We start from the raw sequence: 20018 nt of genomic DNA on the forward strand, positions 1-20018 counted from the left end.
AAAGCGCTGTCGTTAGACCCCGGTGATTGGCGCGGGCGGGTGCACCCTGATCTGATCGACCTCTCGCCGAACGTCCAGTTTCCGGAGGTATGCCAATGGCGGCTATTGGCGCGAAGCTGCCCTTGACCCGCAGGCGCTAATGCGCACCTGCCGCGCAGCCCTTTTCGTGTTATCGCAGGTCGCTCTGCCGCGGCGCACAACACAAAAGCGCATGTAGAGTGAGTTGGTGTCGCCATTCCGAGTCCGTGCCCATGACCCGCGTCAGCCAGATCGATGGCCTGGTGATCTTGTTGCGCCAGCGGCTGCTTGAGCAAACCAAGGGCGCGCGCGGCGCTGGAAAAGCGGTCGTCGGCAAGGGACAATCCAATCTGGTCGCAGCGTTGGGCGAGATCGACAGCATCGACGATCGCCGGCTGCGCCGGGCTCTGATCCAGGATGTCCTCAGCGACCAGTTCGGGCGCGGCTTGGTCAATGACGCGCGGTTCCAGCAAGTCGTTGAGAAGGTCACTGCGACCCTGGAAACGGATCCGGACGGCGCCAAACTCTTCGATCGCGTGATCGGCGATCTTCGCGCCGCCGCGCGTTAGCGGCGGGGGCGAAGTCCTAGCGCGGTCATGGTTTGCAGGACGCTGCGGCCGCCGGGACCGGCCGCGGCGTTGAGAGCGCGATCGCGAATTTGCTCAGCCGTGTGGGCATCGCCGGCCTGATCGGCCAGCAAGCTCATGGCCAGGGCGCTGGCGAAGCCGTCGCGATCGAGACGACTGGCCTGTTCGGCCAAGGAGCGGCCGGAAACCAGATCGCCGGCGACGATGTCGAGCACCGCCAACCCGCCACGGGCTTCTGCGAAGCTCTCATCCAGCGCCAACGCCGCCTCGAAGCGGGCGCGGCTGGCGGCAAGATCGCCCGCCGTGAAATAAGCCCAGCCGGCGGCGACATAGGCGCCCAGGTGGCGGCGGAAAATCTCCGCGGCCGCGTCCAGCTCGACCGCCGCCGCACCAGCTTCGCCTTGGGCCAAAAGCGCCAGGCCAAGCCCCAGGCGCGCGCGACCCTCACGCGGGTCCAAGGCCAGCGCTCGGCGCGCCAGGGCGATGGCCGCATCAAGGTCCGAAGCTTCCACCCGCAGCAAGGACAGAGCCGCCAAGCCCGGCGCCGTCTCGCCCGCCGCGCGCGCGAACGCCTCAGCGTGTTCGAGCTCGCCTAAATCCAAGGCCACGGCGGCCAGAGCCGCCGCCAGCGCCGCGTCGGCCTTGGTTCCGGCCGAGGCTTGACCGATGGCCAGCGCCTCCTCCAGTCCGCCCTGGTGATGCAGGGCCTGGACCTTCAGGCGGATGGCCGCGGGACTCTCGCGGATTGCGTCGGCGTCAAGCAAATCGTCGACTTCGGTCCACAGGCCCTGCCGGGCTGCGCACCAAGCCAAGTTGAAGCGCAGCGCCGGGTCGGCGGGCGCGTCAAGCAGCAGGGCCGCGAAAATCTCGCGTGCGGCGTCCAGCTCGTCCAGCGCCATCGCGGCCAGTCCCTCGAGATTGCGCAGAACCAGCGACGGTGCCTCCAGCTGCGCGCGGCGCGCCAGAAGGGTTCGCGTGGTGTCGGGCTCGCCCGCCTCCAGCGCCGCGAAGGCCGTGTCCTGCAGCAGCGGCAGATTGTCCGGGTCTGTTTCCAGGAACGTCAGCAAGCGCTGGAGCGACGGATCGGCGGTCATGGAGCCTCGCACGGACGGCAGAATGGCTCCGGCCATGCGGCCGCGTCGACGGCGCGTCAAGTCGTCAGGGTCGGCGCAGGGCCTCGGAGCAGAATATTTTCCACGGGGCCTAAACCTTCGCCGCCAGCGACGGATGAACCGATGAGCAAGGGCGTTGAGCCTGCTCTGACGGCGTTATCGGGGGCGTATACGACATGGTCGCGATCATCGCGGGAGCCGGCCTGGGCTTGGAAAACAGCTCGGCCCAGGTGCTGGGCGGCGTGGGCCGTCTGGGGCAGGCAGGGTTGGGCCGCGCGGGCGAGGCGGTCTACGTCAACGGCGCGACCGGCAACCTTGTGGTTCAGAACGCCGACGAGATGGTGTTTGGCCTGGGTCCAGACAGCGTCGTGGGCCGCACCTATAACAGCCTGACGACCTCGGGTTCGAGCTGGCGCGAGAGCCTTGAGCGCCGCGTGACCGGTGTGACCGGAACCGTCAACACCGCCGGCAGCACTATCACTCGCATCGCCGCCGACGGCTCCGAGGTCGTCTACGCCTATGACGGCGCACGCGGCCTTTATGTCGGCCGTCAGGGGGAGGGTGGCTACGACACCCTGAGCTTCGCTGGTTCGATCTGGACCTGGACGGACGGCGCGAGCCGGACGGTCGAGACTTACGACGGCGCCAACGGCGGCCGGCTAACAGGCTCGCGCGACGCCGACGGCAACAGCCTGACCTATACCTACGCCAGTGGGCTGCTCACCCGGGTGACGACGGCCGATGGCGGCTATACCGAGTTTGGCTACGCCGGCGGCCTGCTGACCAGCCTGACCTCGACCTTCGTCGAGGCCGGCGTCAGCAGGACACAGACCCGAGTGCGCTATAGCTATGACGGCTCGGGGCGTCTCTCCACGGTCACCGTCGATCTCACGCCTTCCGACAGCAGCATCGCCGACGGCAAGACCTATGTGACCACCTACGGCTATGACGGAACGTCCAGTCGGATCGCTTCGATCAGTCAAACCGACGGGACCAGTCTGGCGATCGCCTATGTCCAGGTCGGCGGCGTCTATCGCGTCTCCAGCCTGACCCAGCTGTCAGCGGCCGCGGTCAGCCGGGTGACGGGGTTCGCCTACGACACCGTCAACCGGATCACGACCCTGACCGACCCCTTGGGTCTGGTCAGCAAGCTGGCCTATGACGCCAGCGGCCGTCTGATCAGCCTGACCGCCCCGCCAGCGGTTAGCGGCGCGACCGCTCAGGTCACCGGCTTCAGCTACAATAGCCAAGGCGACGTGCTGACCGTTACCGGAGCCGACGGCCTGACGGTCACCTATGGCTATGACGCCAACGGCAATCGGATCTCCGAGGTCGACGCGGCGGGCGACACCGTAACGCGCACCTTCGGCGCCAAGAACGAACTGCTGACCGAAACCCGCTATCTGGTCGCCGCGCAGGGCGCGACGGCGGCCAGCGGCGTTCTGACCAGCCGCTATGTCTACGACGCCGAAAACCACCTGCGCTATGAGATCAGCGCCGAAGGCGAGGTCGTAGAGCACCGCTATTCGGCGGCGGGGCTGGAGACCGCCCTGATCCGCTACAGCGCCCAGCGTTACGACGTCTCGGGCCTGGCGGTGACCGCCGCGCCCGCCGAAGGCGCCCTCGACGCCTGGGTGGCGGGGATCAGCGACAAGAGCCAGAGCCAGCGCACCGACACGACCTATGATTTCCGTGGGGAGATCGCCACGGTCACCGTCTATGGCAAGGTCAAGGCCGATGGCGCCGGGGACACCGCCGCCGACTTCAGCCGGATGACCTATGTCTACGACGCGGCCGGGCGGCTGCTCAGCCGACTGCCCAATGGCGCGGCGACCAGCGAAGTCCATGTCTATGACGGCCTGGGCCGCGAAGTCGCTTTCACCGATCTGGGCGGGGCCCAGACGACCACGACCTTCAACGACGCCGCGGGCGTGACGCAGGTCGTCTTGGCCAACGGCCTGTCGAAGACCTCGACTTACAATCTGGCCGGCGAGCTTGTCGCCTATGTCGAAAGCGGCGCGGGCGTGACGACCGCGACCAGCGCGTACGTCTATGACGCCGATGGTCGGCTGCGTGTTGAGGCCGGGCCCACCGGGGCCAGGACGTTCCACTTCTATGACGATGCGGGTCGTGAGATCGCTCGTATCAATCCCGACGGCGCGGTGATCGAGTACGGCTACAACGCCGCCAATCAGCTCTTCAAGACCATCGGCTACAAGACAGCGCTCAACGCCACGCAGCTGGCCTCGCTGATTGACGCCAATGGCAACCCAACGGCGGTGACCTTCGCCAGCGTGCGGCCCGCGGCCAATATCGACGATCGCTTTGACTGGCGGATCTACGACAAGGCTCATCGCCTGATCGAGATCATCGATCCGACCGGCGCCACGACGGTCTACGAGTATGACGGTGCCTCGCGGCTGGTTGGAACCCGGCAATACGCCAACAGCCAGGTGACGCCGGTCAGCTTCAACACCCTGACGATCGGAGCCTTCGGGTCGGGCTGGCGCTTGATCCAGTCGGGGGATCTGACCGGCGACGGCAAGCACGACTTCGTCTTCCGCCACGACGGCGGCGCGATCTATATGTGGTCGCCAACCGCGACGGGCGGGATCGTCGGCGCCGATGTCGGCTGGGCCGATCCGACGGAGACTGTGGTGGCGGTCGCCGATTTCAGCGGCGACGGCAAGGCCGACATCTTGCTGCGCACGGCCAGCAACCAGATCAAGCTCTGGTCGTCGGTGTCAGGCTCGACCCTCGCCTATACCAGCCAAGTGCTGACCACCATGACCTCGGACTGGTCGGTGCAGGCCTCCGGCGACTTCAACGGCGACGGCCGCGCCGACATCCTGTTTCGTCATACCGGCGGCACCCTGCTGTCCCTGGTCAGCAACGCCAGCGGCGGCTTCACCACAACCGACCTTGGGTGGTCCGATCCCGGCAACAAGCTCGTGTCGGTCGGCGATTACAGCGGCGATGGCAAGGCCGATCTGATCTGGCTCCAGTCCAACAACGATATCGTCGCCGCGACCCTCAACTGGGGATCGACCGTCAGCTATAGCAATCGCAATTTCGGTCAGATCGGCGCCGGATGGCGCCTGAACCCGTCAGGCGACTTCAATGGCGACGGCAAGTTCGACTTCCTGTTTCGTCACGACGGAGGCTCGGTCTATATGTGGGGCAGCACGCCGCTGCCCGCCTATACGGGCGAGACCATCGCCTGGTCGGATCCGACCAACACGCTGGCCGGCGTCGGCGACGTCAATGGCGACGGCAAGGCAGACCTGATCTGGCTGCAGGCTAGCGGCGATATCATCGTCACCTATCAGTCCGATCCGCGCGCGGCGCTCAACGCCTATGCCAGCGCCCAGACCGGAACCTTGATCCTCCCGGCGGCGGACTCGCTCAGCGACCGGATCACCCGCAATTTCTATGACGGCCAGAACCGTCTCATCGGCACGCTAGACGCCGAGGGCTACCTCACTCAGATCAAATACGATGCGGCCGGTCGCCAGACCGAGACGATCCGCTACGCCACCCTCACCAATGAAACCTTGCGCGCCAGCGCGACGTTCTCACAACTGCTGGGCAGTGTCGGCGTCAATGGCAAGGATATCCACAACTGGTCCCTCTACGACGCCCGCGGCCTGCTCGTCGCAGGCATCGATGGCGAGGGCGGTCTCACGCGCTACCACTACACCGCCCTGGGAGATCTGGATCAGCGGATCGTCGGTCAAAAGCTTGACGTGGCCGCCTTGCTGGCCTCCGGGCCGACCTTGGCTGGCTTCCCCGCCGCAGCGGCCGGGACCGTGCTGGAGACCACAAGCTACGATCGCGACCGCATGGGCCGAGTGCTCGCCGAGACCCGCGCAGCGGCGGGGGGGTCTGAACAAACGCTGTATGTCTATGACACGGCGGGTCAGCTTATCAGTCGCACCGAGGCGGCCGGCAGCAGCGACGCACGAACCTTCAACCAGACCTTCGATCGACGCGGACGTCTGACCGGCGCCTTGAATGGCGTGGGTTCGGCCGCCCTGGCGGCTCTCGGCTCCAGCCCGAGCGCCGGCCAGATCGCCGACATCTATGCCCGCTATGGGGTCACCTATGTCTATGACGCCGCAGATCGGCTGATCAGCAAGACCGAAGCCAATGGCGTTGACGCCAGCGGTCTGCGCAGCCTCTATTACTACAGCCCAGCTGGCCTCTTGCTCTACGAGATCAATCCGGCCGGGGAGGTCACGCAGTACGGCTGGAATAGCTTTGGCCAGCGCACGGACATCGTCAACTACGGCACGAAGATCGCGGCCGCGACGCTGTCTGGCCTGACGGGCGGGGCGGTCACGGCCGCTCTCAGCAACGCCATCGCCGCTAATGGCAATATCGATGTGCGCACCCACGCCGACTACGACCTGATGGGCCGGGTGACGCGATCGATCGATGGGATGCAATCGGCGACCACCTATGACTACAACGCTTTTGGTGAGTTGATTTCGACCCTGGCGCCCGAGAGCGCCACGACCAACATCCAGACCACGCGGACCTACGACCGGCGCGGTTTGCTGGCGAGCGTGACGCTGGACGCCGCACCCACCGGAATGCAGCTGAAGACGACCAATGCCTACGACGCGTTCGGTCGCTTGCTCAGTTCCACCGACCCCAAGGGTCAGGCCGCGGCCTGGACCTATGATCGGGCGGGACGCGTGGTGGTCCAGACCAATGGCCTGGGCCAGTCCCAAACCTTCGCCTATGACGGCCGCGGCGCACTGATCTCGTCGACCGACCGCACTCTGCGCACCACGACCTACGGCTATACCGCCTTCAATCGGCAGACGACCATGACCACACCCGAAGGGGTGGTGGTGACGACCAGGACAAACGCCCTGGACCAGACCGTGTCGATCACCGACGGGGCAGGGCGTGAAACCAGCTGGACCTACGACAAGGACGGCCACGTCAAGACGGTCACCGATCCGGCTGGCGCCGTGTCAGCCTCCAATTACGACATGGCTGGGCGTCTGAAGACGGTCACCGACGCCTTGGGGGTCAAGACCACCTATGCCTATGACGCGCTTAACCGCGTCCTGACCCGCAAGGTCGATGATGGCGGCCTGAACCTGACGACGACCTACAACTACGATTTCACAAGCGCGAACCGTCAAATGACGGTCACCGATCCGGCCGGGACGGCCACCAAGATCGTCTTTGATCTGAACGGCCGGCAAACCAGCGTCACGGTCGACGCCGGCGCAGGCCGCCTGGCCCTGACCACGACCTATGCCTATGATCGTACGGGGCAGGTGCTGACCCAAACCGAGGCGACCGGAACCAGCGCCCAACGTGTCATCAAGTACGTCTATGACAAGGCCGGGCGGCGTATTTCCACCTCGCTCGATCCAGCCGGTCTCAATCTGACAACCCGCTACGCCTACGATAAGGCCGGCAATGTCGTTGCGACCACCGACGCCAATCTGGCGGTCAGCCGGTTTGTCTATGACGCCGACAATCGCCTGATCTTCTCGATCGATCCGGTCGGAGCGGTCACAGCCCTCAGCTACGACGGCGAAGGGCGGGTGGTGTCCACGCGACGCTATGCCAACCTGATCAGTCTGGCGGGCCTGCCGACGGAGGCCACCGCCGCTCAGGTGACGAGCCTTATCTCAGCGTCAAACCTCGATGAGGTCACCGCGCAGGTCTATGACGCCGACGGGCGGCTTCGCTATGTGGTCGGCGCCGATCTTCGGCCGATCGAATACGAATACGACGGCGCGGGCGCGGTTATCCGCACCACCCAGTACGCAGGGCCTATCGCCTTCCAGGCCAGTTATTCGCTAACCTCCGTCCAAGGACAAATTCAAAGCCTCGGTCTGGGCGGTTCGAGCGATAACCGTGTGTCGCGCACGATCTATGACGCCGCCGGACGCGCCGCGTTTGCGATCGACGCGGCGGGCGGTGTCACTGCGTTTGCCTATGACGCGGCTGGCCAGTCGATACGCGCGACGCGTTATGCGGCGCTCTACACCGCCACCGGTCTGCCCAGCCTCGCCAACCTACAATCCTGGGCTAGTGGTCAAAGCGGCGCGCGCATCGATCGCTCGCTCTACGACGCCGCTGGCCGGGCCGTGTTCTCGGTCGACGCCTTGGGCTACGTCACCGAGCGCCAATACGACGCGGCTGGGCGGGTCATCAAGTCGATCCGCCACGCCAACGTCTATTCAGTCTCCGACGGGACAACAGTATCGAATTTGCGCGCCGCCGTCGGCTCGCCTGCCGCCAACGCGGCGATCACCCAGTACGCCTATGACACGGCTGGGCGGCTGACCGACACCACCGACGCGCTCGGCTATGTCACCCATCTGACCTATGACGCCATGGGGCGGGTGATCGACGCCATCGCCGCGTTTGGCACGGTCGACGAGGCCACGACCCACAATCAATATGACGCCGCTGGCCGCTTGCTTTGGCAGACGCGCGGCTATGGCGCGAGCGAAGCCGCGGCCACCGGCTACCAGTACGATGGCGTGGGTCGAGTACGGTTCATCACCGATCCGCAAAACTATGTGACCGAGCAGCGCTACGACGCCGCCGGACATCGCGTCCGGACCTTACAGGCCATCGGTTCAGGCGTGACGGCAGAAACCGCCTACGCTTACGACGCTTTTGGCAATGTGGCAGCAATCACCGACGCCCGCGGCGCGGTCGGCTACATGTACTACGACAAGCTCAACCGGCTGGAGTTGCAGGTCGACCCACAGGGTTACGCCACGGCCACCACCTTTAGTCTCGGCGGCGAGACCGCCTCGACCACCCGCTATGCGACCGCCATCGTCGGCGCGGGCTTGAACGCCCGTCCCGTCCCGACGGCGAACGACAGGGACGCAGTCACAGTCTTCGGCCGCGACAAGCTGGACCGGCTGATCAGCATCAAGGACGCCGAAAACAAGACCGAGAGCTACCAACTCAATGCGTTCGGCGATCGAATCTGGACTCAGAACCGCCTCCAAGGCGTGACGACGCGCCAGTTCGATGCGCTGGGCCGAGTGATCTCGGAGACCCTGCCGGTCACGTCGCTGCAATCGGACGGCGTGGCCAAGGCTGTGATCAATTCTTATCAATACGACGCGCGGGGAAATCTGCGCGTGTTCACCGAAGCCGTGGGTCTGGAGGAGCAGCGCACCACGACGCAAATCTTCGATCTGCTCGACCGCAAGGTGGAGGAGGTCGGCGACGCCGTCGACGCCTTGCAGGCCGATGGCGTCACCGTGCAGTCGTTCACGCCTCACAAGTCCTTTGCCTATGACGGCCGTGGGAACCTGATTGCGACCGTCGACGCGGCGTCGGCCCGAACGTTGTTCTATTACGATGACCTGGACCGCAAGACCGTGCAGATCGACGCGCTGGGCGGCTATGTCAAATGGACCTACGACCGGGTCGGCAACATTTCTTCGGTCGTCAGCTATGCCAGTCTGGTGACGCCGCCAACCGCCGCCGGAGGGGCGCCGCCCGCCGCGCCCGCCGGCGGCCTCCGCCAAGTCTGGCATGAGTACGATGGCGCGGGGCGGCTGATCCGCACCACCGTGCCGCAGATCCGCACCGGCGAGATGGTCGGCGGAACCTATGTCGCCAGTCTAGGCGATGTGGTCACGCGTTCGGTCTACGACCTTACGGGCAACCTCGTCCAGGAGATCGACGCCCGCAATGGCAGCATCTTCCACTACTATGACAAGCTGGGTCGCGAGATCGCCCGGGTCGATCAGGCCGGCTATCTGACGGTCTACACCCGGGACGGTGAGGGCAATGTCACCAAAGAGGAACGGTTCGCCCAACCACTCAGCGGGACAGCCAACAGTTCTAGCGATCCCGCATCGCTGCGCAGCCAAGTCGCGGGAGGGGCCGACGACCGGATCACCGAGTTCGAGTACGACAGAAACGGTCGACGGCTCACTGAAACGCGAAAGGCCGTCAAGATCGCCGTCGTGGCTCCGAGTGGCGGCAATGATATCGAGGGCACGCTAAGCTTTGCGACCGTCGATGCAACGGTCCGCTATGTCTACAACGGTCTGGGTGAGGTCACGCTCAAGACCGAAGCCACAGGCGATGCGACCGCCTATGGTTATGATGCGATGGGCCGCCTAATCAGCGAGACCGGGCCGACGATCACCAATCTCGTCGGTGAGCAGCGGCAACGGCAAACCCAGACACGTTACGACGGTCTGGGCAATGTCACCCGGACTTGGACGGGAGCCCAAGGTCTTCAGGCCAGCACCGATCACATCACCACCTACCGCTACGACGCGGCCGGACGCTTGAAGACCCTGATCGATGCGGAGGGGTTCCAGCGCAACTTCGTTTACGACAAGGCAGGGCGCACGGCCCTGGTCAGCTATGATCGCAGCCGCTCGGACGGCTCCAAGGTGCGCGAGGGCACGGTCTATCAGTACGACGCTCTGGGACGGGGCGTGCTGCAGTCGACGGTGATCTGGAACGGCTCGACCTGGGGGCGTCTGGATCCGCTGCAGATGCAATATGACGCCTTTGGAGCGGTCGTCTCGCAGGGCATCAACGGTCTCTACCAGATCCACTATGACTATGACGCTGGGGGCCAGCTTTGGCGCAGCAATTCCGGGGACGGGATCTATAAACTCTTCGTCCATGACGCCAATGGCGCGGTGACCCTGACCATCGCCTCGACGGGCGCGAACCTGGCCAGCTACGCCAGCCTTGAAGCGGCGATCACGGGTTTGGGCGGTGCGGCGGCGCTAGGGTCTGGCGCCGTGGCGGGGGTGACCAAGACGGTCGAGCGCTTCGATGCGCGCGGTCAGTCAATCGAAACGCTCGAACTGGCGCGTGAGCTTTCAGCCACGGGGCAGGGCGCGCCAGCGACAGCCAATGTCAGCCACAAGCGCGACTATAACGCCTTCGGCGAGGTTGCGCTGGAGACCAACGCTTTGGGCGGCCATGTCGCCTACACCTACACCACACTGGGTAAGGTGCGCACCAAGCAGATCCAAGACGTCGATTTCACCGACCAGTACGGCGTCAGCGCGCGTGCGCCTGCGGAAACATACTACTACGATCGTTCGGGCCGCCTCGTCGGCACCATCAACCCGCGAGGCTCGATCTATACTCGCACTCTGCTGGCCGGAACCGGTTACGGCGGCGACGAGGCGCTGGCGACCCAGGAATTCAAGTTCACCAACGCGCTCCAGTCCGGTGGCGTGGTGACGAACCGCTACGATGTGTTCGGACATCTGCGAGAGGTCATCGATGAACTCAACCGCAAGGAAGAGCGCAGCTACGACCGCATGGATCGGCTGACCTATCTGATCCGGCCAACCGTCAGCTCCAGCATTCATCTGGCGACCCAATACGCCTATGATGAGTTGGGCCAGAGACTGAGCTCGACACAGCAAAATCAGGGCGCGAACCTGGTCGGTGAAGTCACCGACTACGACGCTGCGGGGCGGGTCGTTCAAACTCAATCTACGGGTCCGGACGCGACATTGAGCGCCCAAACCGTTCAAAGATACGCCTATGCCTGGGATGGCAGCCTGAGTTTTGGCGCGGGCGCTGTGGGAGGCTGGACGAAGACCACCTATAGCCCGACCGGCATCTCCTACGAGAGCGCGGAATATTTTGGCCGCACGGTGTCGCGCAAGGATGAGCGCGGCTTCACCCATACGATGAGCTTTGACGGGGCGGGGCGAGTCGCGAGCCAAGTCAGCGACGAAGGCGCCGGACAGAACCTCACCTACACCTACTATAACACGGGTCGCGTCAGAACAATTACCGACGGCTTCACGGGCAACCAGTACCTGGCGGCCTCGGCTTCTTACTCAACCTTCGGCTACGACGCCGAAGGCAATCTCACGGCCGAGACCTTCGATCAGGGCGGCGTCAGCCTCAAGAACGCGACGGCCAACTACGACGTTCAAAATCGGCGCATTTACTACAAGGACTACGGCGCAGCCCTGAAGGTGGAACTCAATTACACCTACACGGCGATGAATGACGTGCGCAGCGTCATTGGAACCTACAGGGCGGTAGGCGCGACAAGCGATACTTCAGTCCAAAACTGGTTCGCCTACGACGCCTTCAACCGCCTAACCGTCTCCAACGGCATTAAGGATGACGTCTTGGGGGTCGTCCGTGGAACCCAAGGGGTCTCCATCAGCTATGACGCCGCCGGCCAGCAGAAGACATCGACCCGAACCTCCCAGATATATAGCCAATGGTATAATCCGGACTCAGGTGAGTACGAGACCAGCACGACGACCGAGGACAGAACCGAACGCTATAGCTATCGCAATGATGGCAATCTGAATTTGGTCGAAGTTGATTACAATGGTCAGGGCTATGCTCTTCTGATGGAAGAGCTTCGTGATGCGCTAGGTCGGGTTACGGTTCACACCGAATACAAAGGCGTTTTGGGCGATAACAACAGTTCCGTTTATACGCGCAGCGATACTTTTAATCAGAAAAACCAAATAACATATGAATACTCCGCGACCGTGCAGGCTGATGGCGGAGTTATGTTTTCAACCACTAACTTTGACTACGAAGACAGCGGCCAACTATATCATACGGCGACCGTCAACACCCGCGGGGGCGCAACGGCAAGCACGGTCCACACCAACTACATCTACAGCCCTGCCAAGGAACGGCAGACGTCCATTATCACCCAGACCTTCACTAACAGCACCGGGACTTGGACACGCGGCGTTTCCGACATGACCTATGACGCCAATGGTCGCTTGGCCAAGGTCGAGGTCAGCAACTATGCCAATCAGGCGGCTTGGGACAACGGAACAAAGACGCTGGAGCGAACGATCAAGTTCGCCAATGACGCCACGGGGCAGGCCATATCGCGCATCGAAACCCCTGCCAGCGGCGGCGCCGCGCCAAAGGACTACTTTTACCTGTTCAATGGCGTGCGTGTGGGCCAGGTCGGCAACAACGGCACGGCTGATTTCGACTACACGGCGGCGATCGCCAATCGGGCTTCGACAGCAAGCGGGCCGTTCCGCGCCGGCTTCGCCGTTCCGTTCGCCGACTTCGCTCAGAACTACGAGCCGATCAATCCGACCTCGCGTGGCGAAGCCAGCGCCGCCAGTGCTTATCGCGTCAATGAAAATGACACCTTGCGCTCGATTGCCCTCGGGCTCTGGGGCGACGAAGCGCTCTGGTACGTTCTGGCGGACGCCAACGGCCTAACCGGCGTGGAGACGTTGCCGCCAGGTATGGTGCTCACCGTCCCGAACAAGGTCGTCAACACCCATAACAAGAACTCCACCTTCCGGGTCTTCGACCCGAGCGACGTCTTGGGCAATATCCAGCCTAACGCTCCGTCGCCCGTTGAACAGGTTCAGGCCCAGTCCAAAAAGAAGGGCTGCGGCACGGTCGGGAAAATCCTCACGGTCGTGGTCGCGGTCGCTGTCTCAGCGCTTTCTTACGGCACGCTGACGGGGGCCGCTTTTGCCACCAATAGCGCCTTGCTCCAAGGCACTGGATTGGTCGGCGCGCTCGGATCTGGCACCATTGGGGCCGGTGTCGCCGCAGGCGCGATCTCCGGCGCGCTTGGCAGCTTGGCGAGTCAAAGTTTCGCCGTCGCGAGCGGAGTGCAAGATCAGTTCAGCTGGAAGGGCGTAGCCCTGGCCGCCATCGCCGGCGGTGTTGGTGGCGGTCTTGGGGAAATCGGCGGTCTCAACAAGATCGGCACGCCGATTGGCGACATTGGCCGCGGCATCGCTAGGGGCGCGCTGGGCAACGTTGTCACCCAAGGCGCGTCTGTGGCTACGGGGCTTCAGAAAAAATTCGATTGGACCGGGGTAGCTGTGGGGGCTGCCGTTGGTGGCGCAGCAGCGGGTATCGGTAGCCTAACTTCCGGCCATCTGGAGCGCGGATCCTGGCAGTTCGATATTGTCACCGGGGCGGCTGGAGCAGTAGCGGGAGCGGCGACACGTTCTGTGATCGACGGAACGGACTTCGGCGACAACGTTTTGTCCGCCTTGCCGGACGTGATCGGCAGCACCATCGGTAACGCTGTCGGCGCCAAACTCTCCGCACAACTGTCCAGCCAGGAGGCGGATGAGCGTTCAGCAAGAATGGACGCCATCATGCGCGGCATGGACCGTGCAAACGAGCGATACGCGGCAGGAAACCCCGGAAGCTATGAAGTCGCCGCGTTGGGGAACAGCTACAGCGGCGCGCCAACGGCGAAGTCGCACTGGTGGTCGTGGAGCAACGTTAAAGGTGCCGTTTCAAACTTCTTCCGTGACCCGATCGGCAGCACCAAGAATGCGTTCAGCGCGGCCGGAAGCTGGCTTAAGGAGAGCATCGGCTATGACCGAGCCCAGATAGGAACCTCGCTTTCGTATGATGCCGATGGGGCCACGGCTGTGTCGGAGGTGCTGGTCACGGCCGGTGCGCGGGCGAAAAGCTGGCTGTCCGACTTCAGTCGGGAATTCTCGATTGCGCGGGGCGCGTCCGTTTGGGAGGCCTCGCGACCTCGGTCTGAGCCGACAATAGTTCCGTTGACACCCCTCCAGTCGGGGACGGTCAACTACGCTTATCGAAGGGGAGAGGCGTACAACACGCTTTCCGTTGGCCAAGCCGAGATAGGGCTGATCAGTAAGAGAAATTCGGCCGGAACCAACGCGGCCCTGCTCGCGAAGGGCGCGTTGGTCCAGACGGCGGGGGTAGTGCAGGCTGCAGTGTGGCCTGTAACGGGCACCATAGACACCATTGGCGGCCTTGGAAAAGGCGAGGGCTTGTGGGCGTCGCAGAACACCCGGCGCGACACCGACGCCATGCTGGGATTGGTGACAACGGGTGTGTCGATTCTGGCGCCTGAACTGTCGCCGGTCATCGCCGAAATGCGGGGTGCGGCCGCTGCCCGCGCCCTGACTGGAGCCCCCGTCGCAGAGAGTGCCTTCGGGACTACGGGCTCGGTGACTGTGAGTGGTGCGCGCGCAATTGATCTAGGGCAGAGCTATGAGGTCGGTGTACGGGCGATCTACGGTGACGCCCCGTTCAAGGCGCGCCAGTTTACCGCACTCGTCGACGGTGAACGTGTTTCAGGTGTCGCTGACAACGTCGTAGTTTTGGGCGGAAACAGCACTGCCATTGAGGCAAAGTTCGTTGATGACTGGGCGGGATCAATCAGGAATCCTGGAAGCCCGTATGGAGGGGCGCCATGGGCGGTTGCAGAGCAGGGGCAGATGGTTAAACAAGCTCAAAGCTATGCTGCCGGCTTTAAGGGAGGGGTTGTGTATCATACCAACAGTGTTGAGCTAGCGACGCACTACTCGAGTGTGTTTAGCGATGCGGGAATTACGAACTACAAGTTTGTAATCACGCCAGCGATACGCTAAGGGGGGGGCTTATGTCTAAATCGATCGAAGATATCTTAGGTTTGCAAATCGAACGCGAGCCGGTCATTCCCGGCACTCGTTCGGGCGAGGCAGAAGAAGTTCGATACGTGAGCTTTGCCGAAGGCCAGAGCCCAGCTCATATCTACGAGGACGTGGTCTGGAAGATGAAGCCGCCGGTCGCTAAACAAGGAGGCGTAATGCTGGCCGGATGTACCATTATCACGCCCGCCGAGGACCGATTTTACGCCCTCAGCTATCATGGCGATGTCGCGGGGTGGCAAGCGCAGATTGACGGAGGAGCCGCCGAGCTCGGGTTGTTGTCTGCCAAAATTGTCGGGGGGAGCGACCTGCTCATATCAGACGGCCGAAGCTTTCCGATCAGTCAGTGCGCTGTTGATCTCGACTAGCGGTGTCAATTCTCAGGCTTGGATCGTTGGTGGCGAATTTGATAACCGCTACAGTCAAGCTTCCGGCGTGATCACAGCGTGAGCATTCAAGGGCGCGGTTCGCCCCTCGATCCGGACCTCTGCACACCGCAATGGCCAAGCTTTGCGGACTGGGGTGATCCTCCGCTCGCCGCCAAGAGTGCGTAAACTTCGAACACGCGCCGGCGACAAACCCAAAATGAGGGAGAAACCCACCGACGGGTCAAGATTGTCCACAGCCTCGGTTCGCGCACAGCTTGTGTGCGACAAAAGCGGCGTGACAGTTAACGGCTGTTAAGCTGCGCGGGGGCGTAAGTGGGATCCGATGAGGCGCTGGGGCTGATCAATCAGCTCCTGATGAACGTGCTTGTGGTGTCGGCGCCGGTTCTCGGCGCCGCGCTCGCCATTGGCTTGCTGATCAGCGTGCTGCAGGTGGTCACCCAGCTGCAGGAAGCCACCTTGAGCTATGTGCCCAAGATGCTGGTGGTGGTGCTGGTGCTGATCGCGCTGGGCCCGTGGATGCTGCATCGCGTCACCGGCTTCGCCGTCAGCCTGTTCAAGCTCATTCCCTCGCTAGGCGGATGATGGGCGCCGGCGATCTTTCAGCCTGGTTGGTGGCGGTGCTGCTGCTGTCGCTGCGCGTCGCGCCGGTGTTCGCCTTGGCGCCGCCGTTCTCGTTGATCCGCGCGCCGGCGCCGTTTCGCGTGCTGTTCGGTTTGACCATCGCTGCGGGGCTGGCGTCGGGCCGCCCCGAGGTGCTGGCGGCCGGCCATCTGGCCCCGGCCGATCTCTTGGTTGCGGCGATAAGGGAGTTGGCTCTGGGCGGCCTGATCGCCCTGTGTTTCCAGCTGTCCTATGCGGCGCTGCAGACGGCGGGGCGGACCATCGACATCCAGGCCGGTTTTGGCCTGGCGACCCTGATCGATCCGACCACCCGCGGGCAGGTTCCGCTGGTTGGGACCCTGCTGGCCTATGCGGGCGGGGCGGTGTTCTTCGCTATGGACGGCCATCTGGAGCTGGTGCGCCTGCTGGGGGCGTCGCTGGACGCCGCGCCCTTGGGCGCCGCCCATCTGTTGCCATCGCCCGCGCGCTTGGCGGCCTTCACCTCGGCGGTGTTCGCCGTGGCCTTTGGCGTCGCTGGCGGCGTGGTGCTCTGCCTCTTCCTGGCGGACGCGGCCATCGCGCTGCTGTCGCGCACCGCGCCGCAGCTCAACGTGCTGGTCTTGGGCTTCCAGCTCAAGACCCTGCTGCTGTGCTTGGCCCTGCCAACGGCCTTTGGTCTGTCGGGCGCGCTGTTTGCGCGCCTGGCCCGGCTGACCCTCGAAGCCCTGCCACGCCTGACATGAGCCAGGGCGAGCAAAATCCGACCGAGGCCCCGACCGCCTTCAAGCTGCAGAAGGCGCGCGAGAACGGCTCGGTGGCGCGCGGCGTTGACCTGGCCTTCTTCATCGGCCTGGCCGTGTTCCTGATCTATGGCTGGATGCAAGGGCAGGGCGCGCGCGCGGCGATCGCCCAGGCCGCGCGCAGCGCCTTGGCGCTGGGTCCGGACGCGCTGGACTCCCAGGCCAGTCTGCTGGTCATCGCCGGGACAGTGCTGGCCGCCGGGCTGCGCCCCCTGGTCTTCCTGGCCGGCTCGGTCGTCCTGATCGTGCTGGTGTTCGAGATCGCCCAGCTTGGCGGCCTGACCTTTTCCGCCACGCCGCTGAAGCCCGATTTCTCGCGGCTCAACCCGGCCACGGGCTTCAAGCGGATCTTCACCCCGCGCATCCTGGTCGAGACCGGCAAGGGCCTGCTCAAGCTGGCGGTCTATCTGGGGCTGGCGGGCATGCTCATCGCCTCAGCCCTGGCCATGGTGCCCGCCACCGTGCTCGACGCTGATCGCCTGGCCCTGGGTCTGGTGGCCCTGACCCTGCGGTTGGTCGCCTGGTTCGTGGGCGCAGCCTTCGTGTTCGCCGCCGCCGATCAGCTGATCGCCCGCAAGGACTTTTTCAAGCGCATGCGCATGAGCCGCCGCGAGGTGCGCCGCGAGCATCGCGACCGCGAGGGCGACGCCCGCCTCAAGCAACGCCGCAAAAGCCTGCATCGGGAGTTCGCCCAATCCAGCCAAAGCCTGCGCGGCGTGCGTCAGGCCGATGTCTTGATCGCCAATCCGACCCATTTCGCGGTGGCTTTGCGCTATCGGCCCGGGCAGATGGAGGCCCCGGTGATCGTCGCGCGGGGCGCGCACCGTTTCGCCTTGCGGCTCAAGCGCCTGGCCTTCGTCTATGGCGTAGCCGTGGTCGAAAGCCCGGCCCTGGCGCGGGCGCTGTTCGTCCACGCGCTCGACGCGCCCGTGCCTGACGCGCTGTTCGCGCCGGTCGCCGAGATCTATCAGTCCCTCTCCGACAAGGGGGCGCTGCGGCGCCTGCATGCCGATGTCTAAGGGGCTATGGGACAAGAACCAGGATCTGGTGCTCGTCGCGGGTCTGCTCGGCATCCTGATGATCCTGTTTGCGCCGATCCCGCCGGTGCTGCTGGACCTGTGCATCATCATCAATTTCGCCTTCGCCCTGACGATCCTGCTGCTGACGGTCTATGTCGAAAAGCCCGTGGCGTTCTCGACCTTCCCGTCGCTGCTGCTGGTGACCACCCTCTATCGCTTGTCGCTCAATGTCGCGGCCACGCGCCTGATCCTGACCCAGGCCCACGCCGGCGAAGTGATCGGCTCGATCGGGGCCTTCGCGGTCCAGGGCAGCTTCGTCATCGGCCTGGTGGTCTTCTTCATCCTGGTGATCGTGCAATATGTCGTGGTCACGGCCGGCGCCCAGCGGGTGTCCGAAGTCGCCGCGCGCTTCGTGCTCGACTCGGTGCCCGGCCAGCAGATGAGCATCGACGCCGACCTCAACATGGGCCTGATCGACCAGGCCGAGGCCAAGCGGCGCCGCAAGGGGCTGGAGAAAGAAGCCGGCTTCTATGGCGCGATGGACGGGGCCAGCAAGTTCGTCAAGGGCGACGCGGTGGCCGGTGTCATCATCCTGTTGATCAACATCATCGCCGGCTGGATCATCGGCGTGGCCCAGATGGGCATGGACTGGATGCAGGCGCTGCAGACCTTCAGTCTGCTGACCATCGGCGATGGCATCGTCACCCAGGTCCCGGCCCTGGTCATCTCGGTGGCCACCGGCATCATCGTCACGCGCTCGGCGGCCGACCGTCGCCTGGCCACCGAGGTGTTTGGTCAACTATCCTCGGTGGCGAAGATTCCGCTGATCGTCATGGGCGCGCTTCTGGCGCTGCTGCTTTTGCCCGGCATGCCCAAATGGCCGATCCTGATCTTGATGGCGCTGGCTGCGGCCCTTTGGTTTGGCGTGCGTCGCGCCGCGCCCGAGGCCCTGACCGGAGCGGTGCTCGACGAGATCGAGACCAGCGGCGAGGGCGGCGCCGATCGCGCCCCAGCGGTGATCGAGGTGCTGCTGGGCCATCGCCTCAGTGAGGCTTGGCGCGATCTAAAGCCGGTGCTCAGCGAGCGTATCACCGCGCTGCGGGGCCAGCAGGAGAAGGCCAGCGGTTTTGCCTTCCCGGCCGTGATGTTCCTGGACGGCGAGCACCTGGCCGCGGACGACTACGAGATCGCCCTGCATGGCGCGCGGCACGCCCGCGGCGCCCTGTTGGCCGACAAGGTCCTGGCCGTGCGCGGCGATCCGGCGGCGGTGGCCCTGGCGGGCGTGGAGGCTCGCGACCCGGCGTTCGGTCTGCCCGGCGTCTGGATCGATCCGGCCGACAGCGAAACCGCACAATCGGGCGGCTATACGGTCATCGATCCGATCACCGTTCTGATCACCCATCTGGGCGAGGTCCTGCGCGGCGAGGCGTCGCACCTGTTGTCGCGCGCCGATGTCGTGGCTCTGCTTGAAGGCGTTCGGGCCCGCCAGCCGGGACTGATCGAGGAGCTCGTGCCCGGCGTTGTCAGCGTCTCGGACATCCAGCGCGTGTTGCAGGCGCTGCTCTCCGAGGGCGCGCCGATCCGCAACCTGGACTTGATCTGCGAGGCCTTGGTCGATCTGGGACGCCACACCAAGGACCCCAACGACCTGGCCGAGCTGACGCGCCAGCGCCTGGGCCACGGCATTTGCCAACATCTGCGCGGCCGCCATGAGCAGCTGGCCGTGCTGAGCCTGACGCCGCGCCTGGAAGGTCAACTGGCCGAGGCGGTGCGGCGCAGCGATGGCAAGGGGGCCTTCGTCATCGACCCGCGGCTGGCCGAGCAGCTGATCCTGCGACTGCTACCGCTGGTCGAGGCGATGGTCCAGCAGAGCCTCTCGCCCGTACTGCTGTGCGGCCCCGAGCTGCGCCGGCACCTGCGCACCTTCACCCGTCGCACCTTGCCCCGCCTGTCGGTGCTGTCGGTCAACGAAGTGCCCCACACCATCGACCTGACCTCGTTCGCTGTGGTCTCCGTCGAGTGACAATTTGTTGCAGAGCGTTGTTATTTAGCGAAATAATTGAAATACCCGTTGTCTCGCCGCA

8 protein-coding genes are annotated in these 20018 nt (G+C 64.4%); 7 read left to right on the forward strand and 1 reads right to left on the reverse strand.

Annotated features, from left to right (window positions below; translation table 11 throughout):
* Positions 1-251 precede the first annotated feature (251 nt).
* Entirely contained in the window at positions 252-587 is a 336-nt protein-coding gene (locus AC1RUS_RS03925; RefSeq protein WP_492913246.1) for a hypothetical protein, read from the forward strand.
* Here AC1RUS_RS03925 and AC1RUS_RS03930 read toward each other — a convergent pair.
* Positions 584-1699 (reverse strand): tetratricopeptide repeat protein, encoded by a 1116-nt coding sequence (locus AC1RUS_RS03930; protein WP_492913248.1) that lies wholly within the window; start codon positions 1697-1699, stop codon positions 584-586. The genes AC1RUS_RS03925 and AC1RUS_RS03930 overlap by 4 nt on opposite strands.
* Positions 1700-1893: 194 nt before the next feature.
* On the opposite strand from AC1RUS_RS03930, the gene AC1RUS_RS03935 reads away from it, so the two are divergent.
* The 6 genes from AC1RUS_RS03935 to AC1RUS_RS03960 all read left to right on the forward strand — a co-directional run bounded on the left by AC1RUS_RS03935 (position 1894) and on the right by AC1RUS_RS03960 (position 19957).
* A complete protein-coding gene (locus AC1RUS_RS03935; protein ID WP_492913250.1) occupies positions 1894-15087 on the forward strand; it encodes an FG-GAP-like repeat-containing protein in 13194 nt (4397 codons plus the stop codon).
* A gap of 11 nt (positions 15088-15098) precedes the next feature.
* Positions 15099-15494: a hypothetical protein gene (locus AC1RUS_RS03940; RefSeq protein ID WP_492913252.1), complete on the forward strand. Its 396-nt coding sequence runs from the start codon at positions 15099-15101 to the stop codon at positions 15492-15494.
* 333 nt (positions 15495-15827) lie between these two features.
* A complete protein-coding gene (gene fliQ, locus AC1RUS_RS03945; protein ID WP_492913254.1) occupies positions 15828-16097 on the forward strand; it encodes a flagellar biosynthesis protein FliQ in 270 nt (89 codons plus the stop codon).
* Positions 16094-16858, forward strand: a complete 765-nt coding sequence (locus AC1RUS_RS03950) for a flagellar biosynthetic protein FliR (RefSeq protein ID WP_492913256.1) — start codon at positions 16094-16096, stop codon at positions 16856-16858. The genes fliQ and AC1RUS_RS03950 overlap by 4 nt, the downstream gene beginning before the upstream one ends.
* A complete protein-coding gene (locus AC1RUS_RS03955; protein WP_492913258.1) occupies positions 16855-17934 on the forward strand; it encodes an EscU/YscU/HrcU family type III secretion system export apparatus switch protein in 1080 nt (359 codons plus the stop codon). Before AC1RUS_RS03950 ends, AC1RUS_RS03955 begins: the two co-directional genes overlap by 4 nt.
* Positions 17921-19957 carry a flagellar biosynthesis protein FlhA gene (locus tag AC1RUS_RS03960; protein WP_492913260.1) on the forward strand — a complete coding sequence of 679 codons (2037 nt, stop codon included), beginning with the start codon at positions 17921-17923 and terminating at the stop codon, positions 19955-19957. The genes AC1RUS_RS03955 and AC1RUS_RS03960 overlap by 14 nt, the downstream gene beginning before the upstream one ends.
* Positions 19958-20018: the final 61 nt, after the last annotated feature.

It is taken from the genome of Caulobacter sp. GW821-FHT10F06, assembly GCF_058809215.1.

Bases quoted from the DNA above. Each gene is read 5' to 3' on its own strand.
- AC1RUS_RS03925 (WP_492913246.1), top strand. From the start codon at position 252: ATGACCCGCGTCAGCCAGATCGATGGCCTGGTGATCTTGTTGCGCCAG.
- AC1RUS_RS03930 (WP_492913248.1), bottom strand. From the start codon at position 1,699: ATGACCGCCGATCCGTCGCTCCAGCGCTTGCTGACGTTCCTGGAAACA.
- AC1RUS_RS03935 (WP_492913250.1), top strand. From the start codon at position 1,894: ATGGTCGCGATCATCGCGGGAGCCGGCCTGGGCTTGGAAAACAGCTCG.
- AC1RUS_RS03940 (WP_492913252.1), top strand. From the start codon at position 15,099: ATGTCTAAATCGATCGAAGATATCTTAGGTTTGCAAATCGAACGCGAG.
- AC1RUS_RS03950 (WP_492913256.1), top strand. From the start codon at position 16,094: ATGATGGGCGCCGGCGATCTTTCAGCCTGGTTGGTGGCGGTGCTGCTG.
- AC1RUS_RS03955 (WP_492913258.1), top strand. From the start codon at position 16,855: ATGAGCCAGGGCGAGCAAAATCCGACCGAGGCCCCGACCGCCTTCAAG.
- AC1RUS_RS03960 (WP_492913260.1), top strand. From the start codon at position 17,921: ATGCCGATGTCTAAGGGGCTATGGGACAAGAACCAGGATCTGGTGCTC.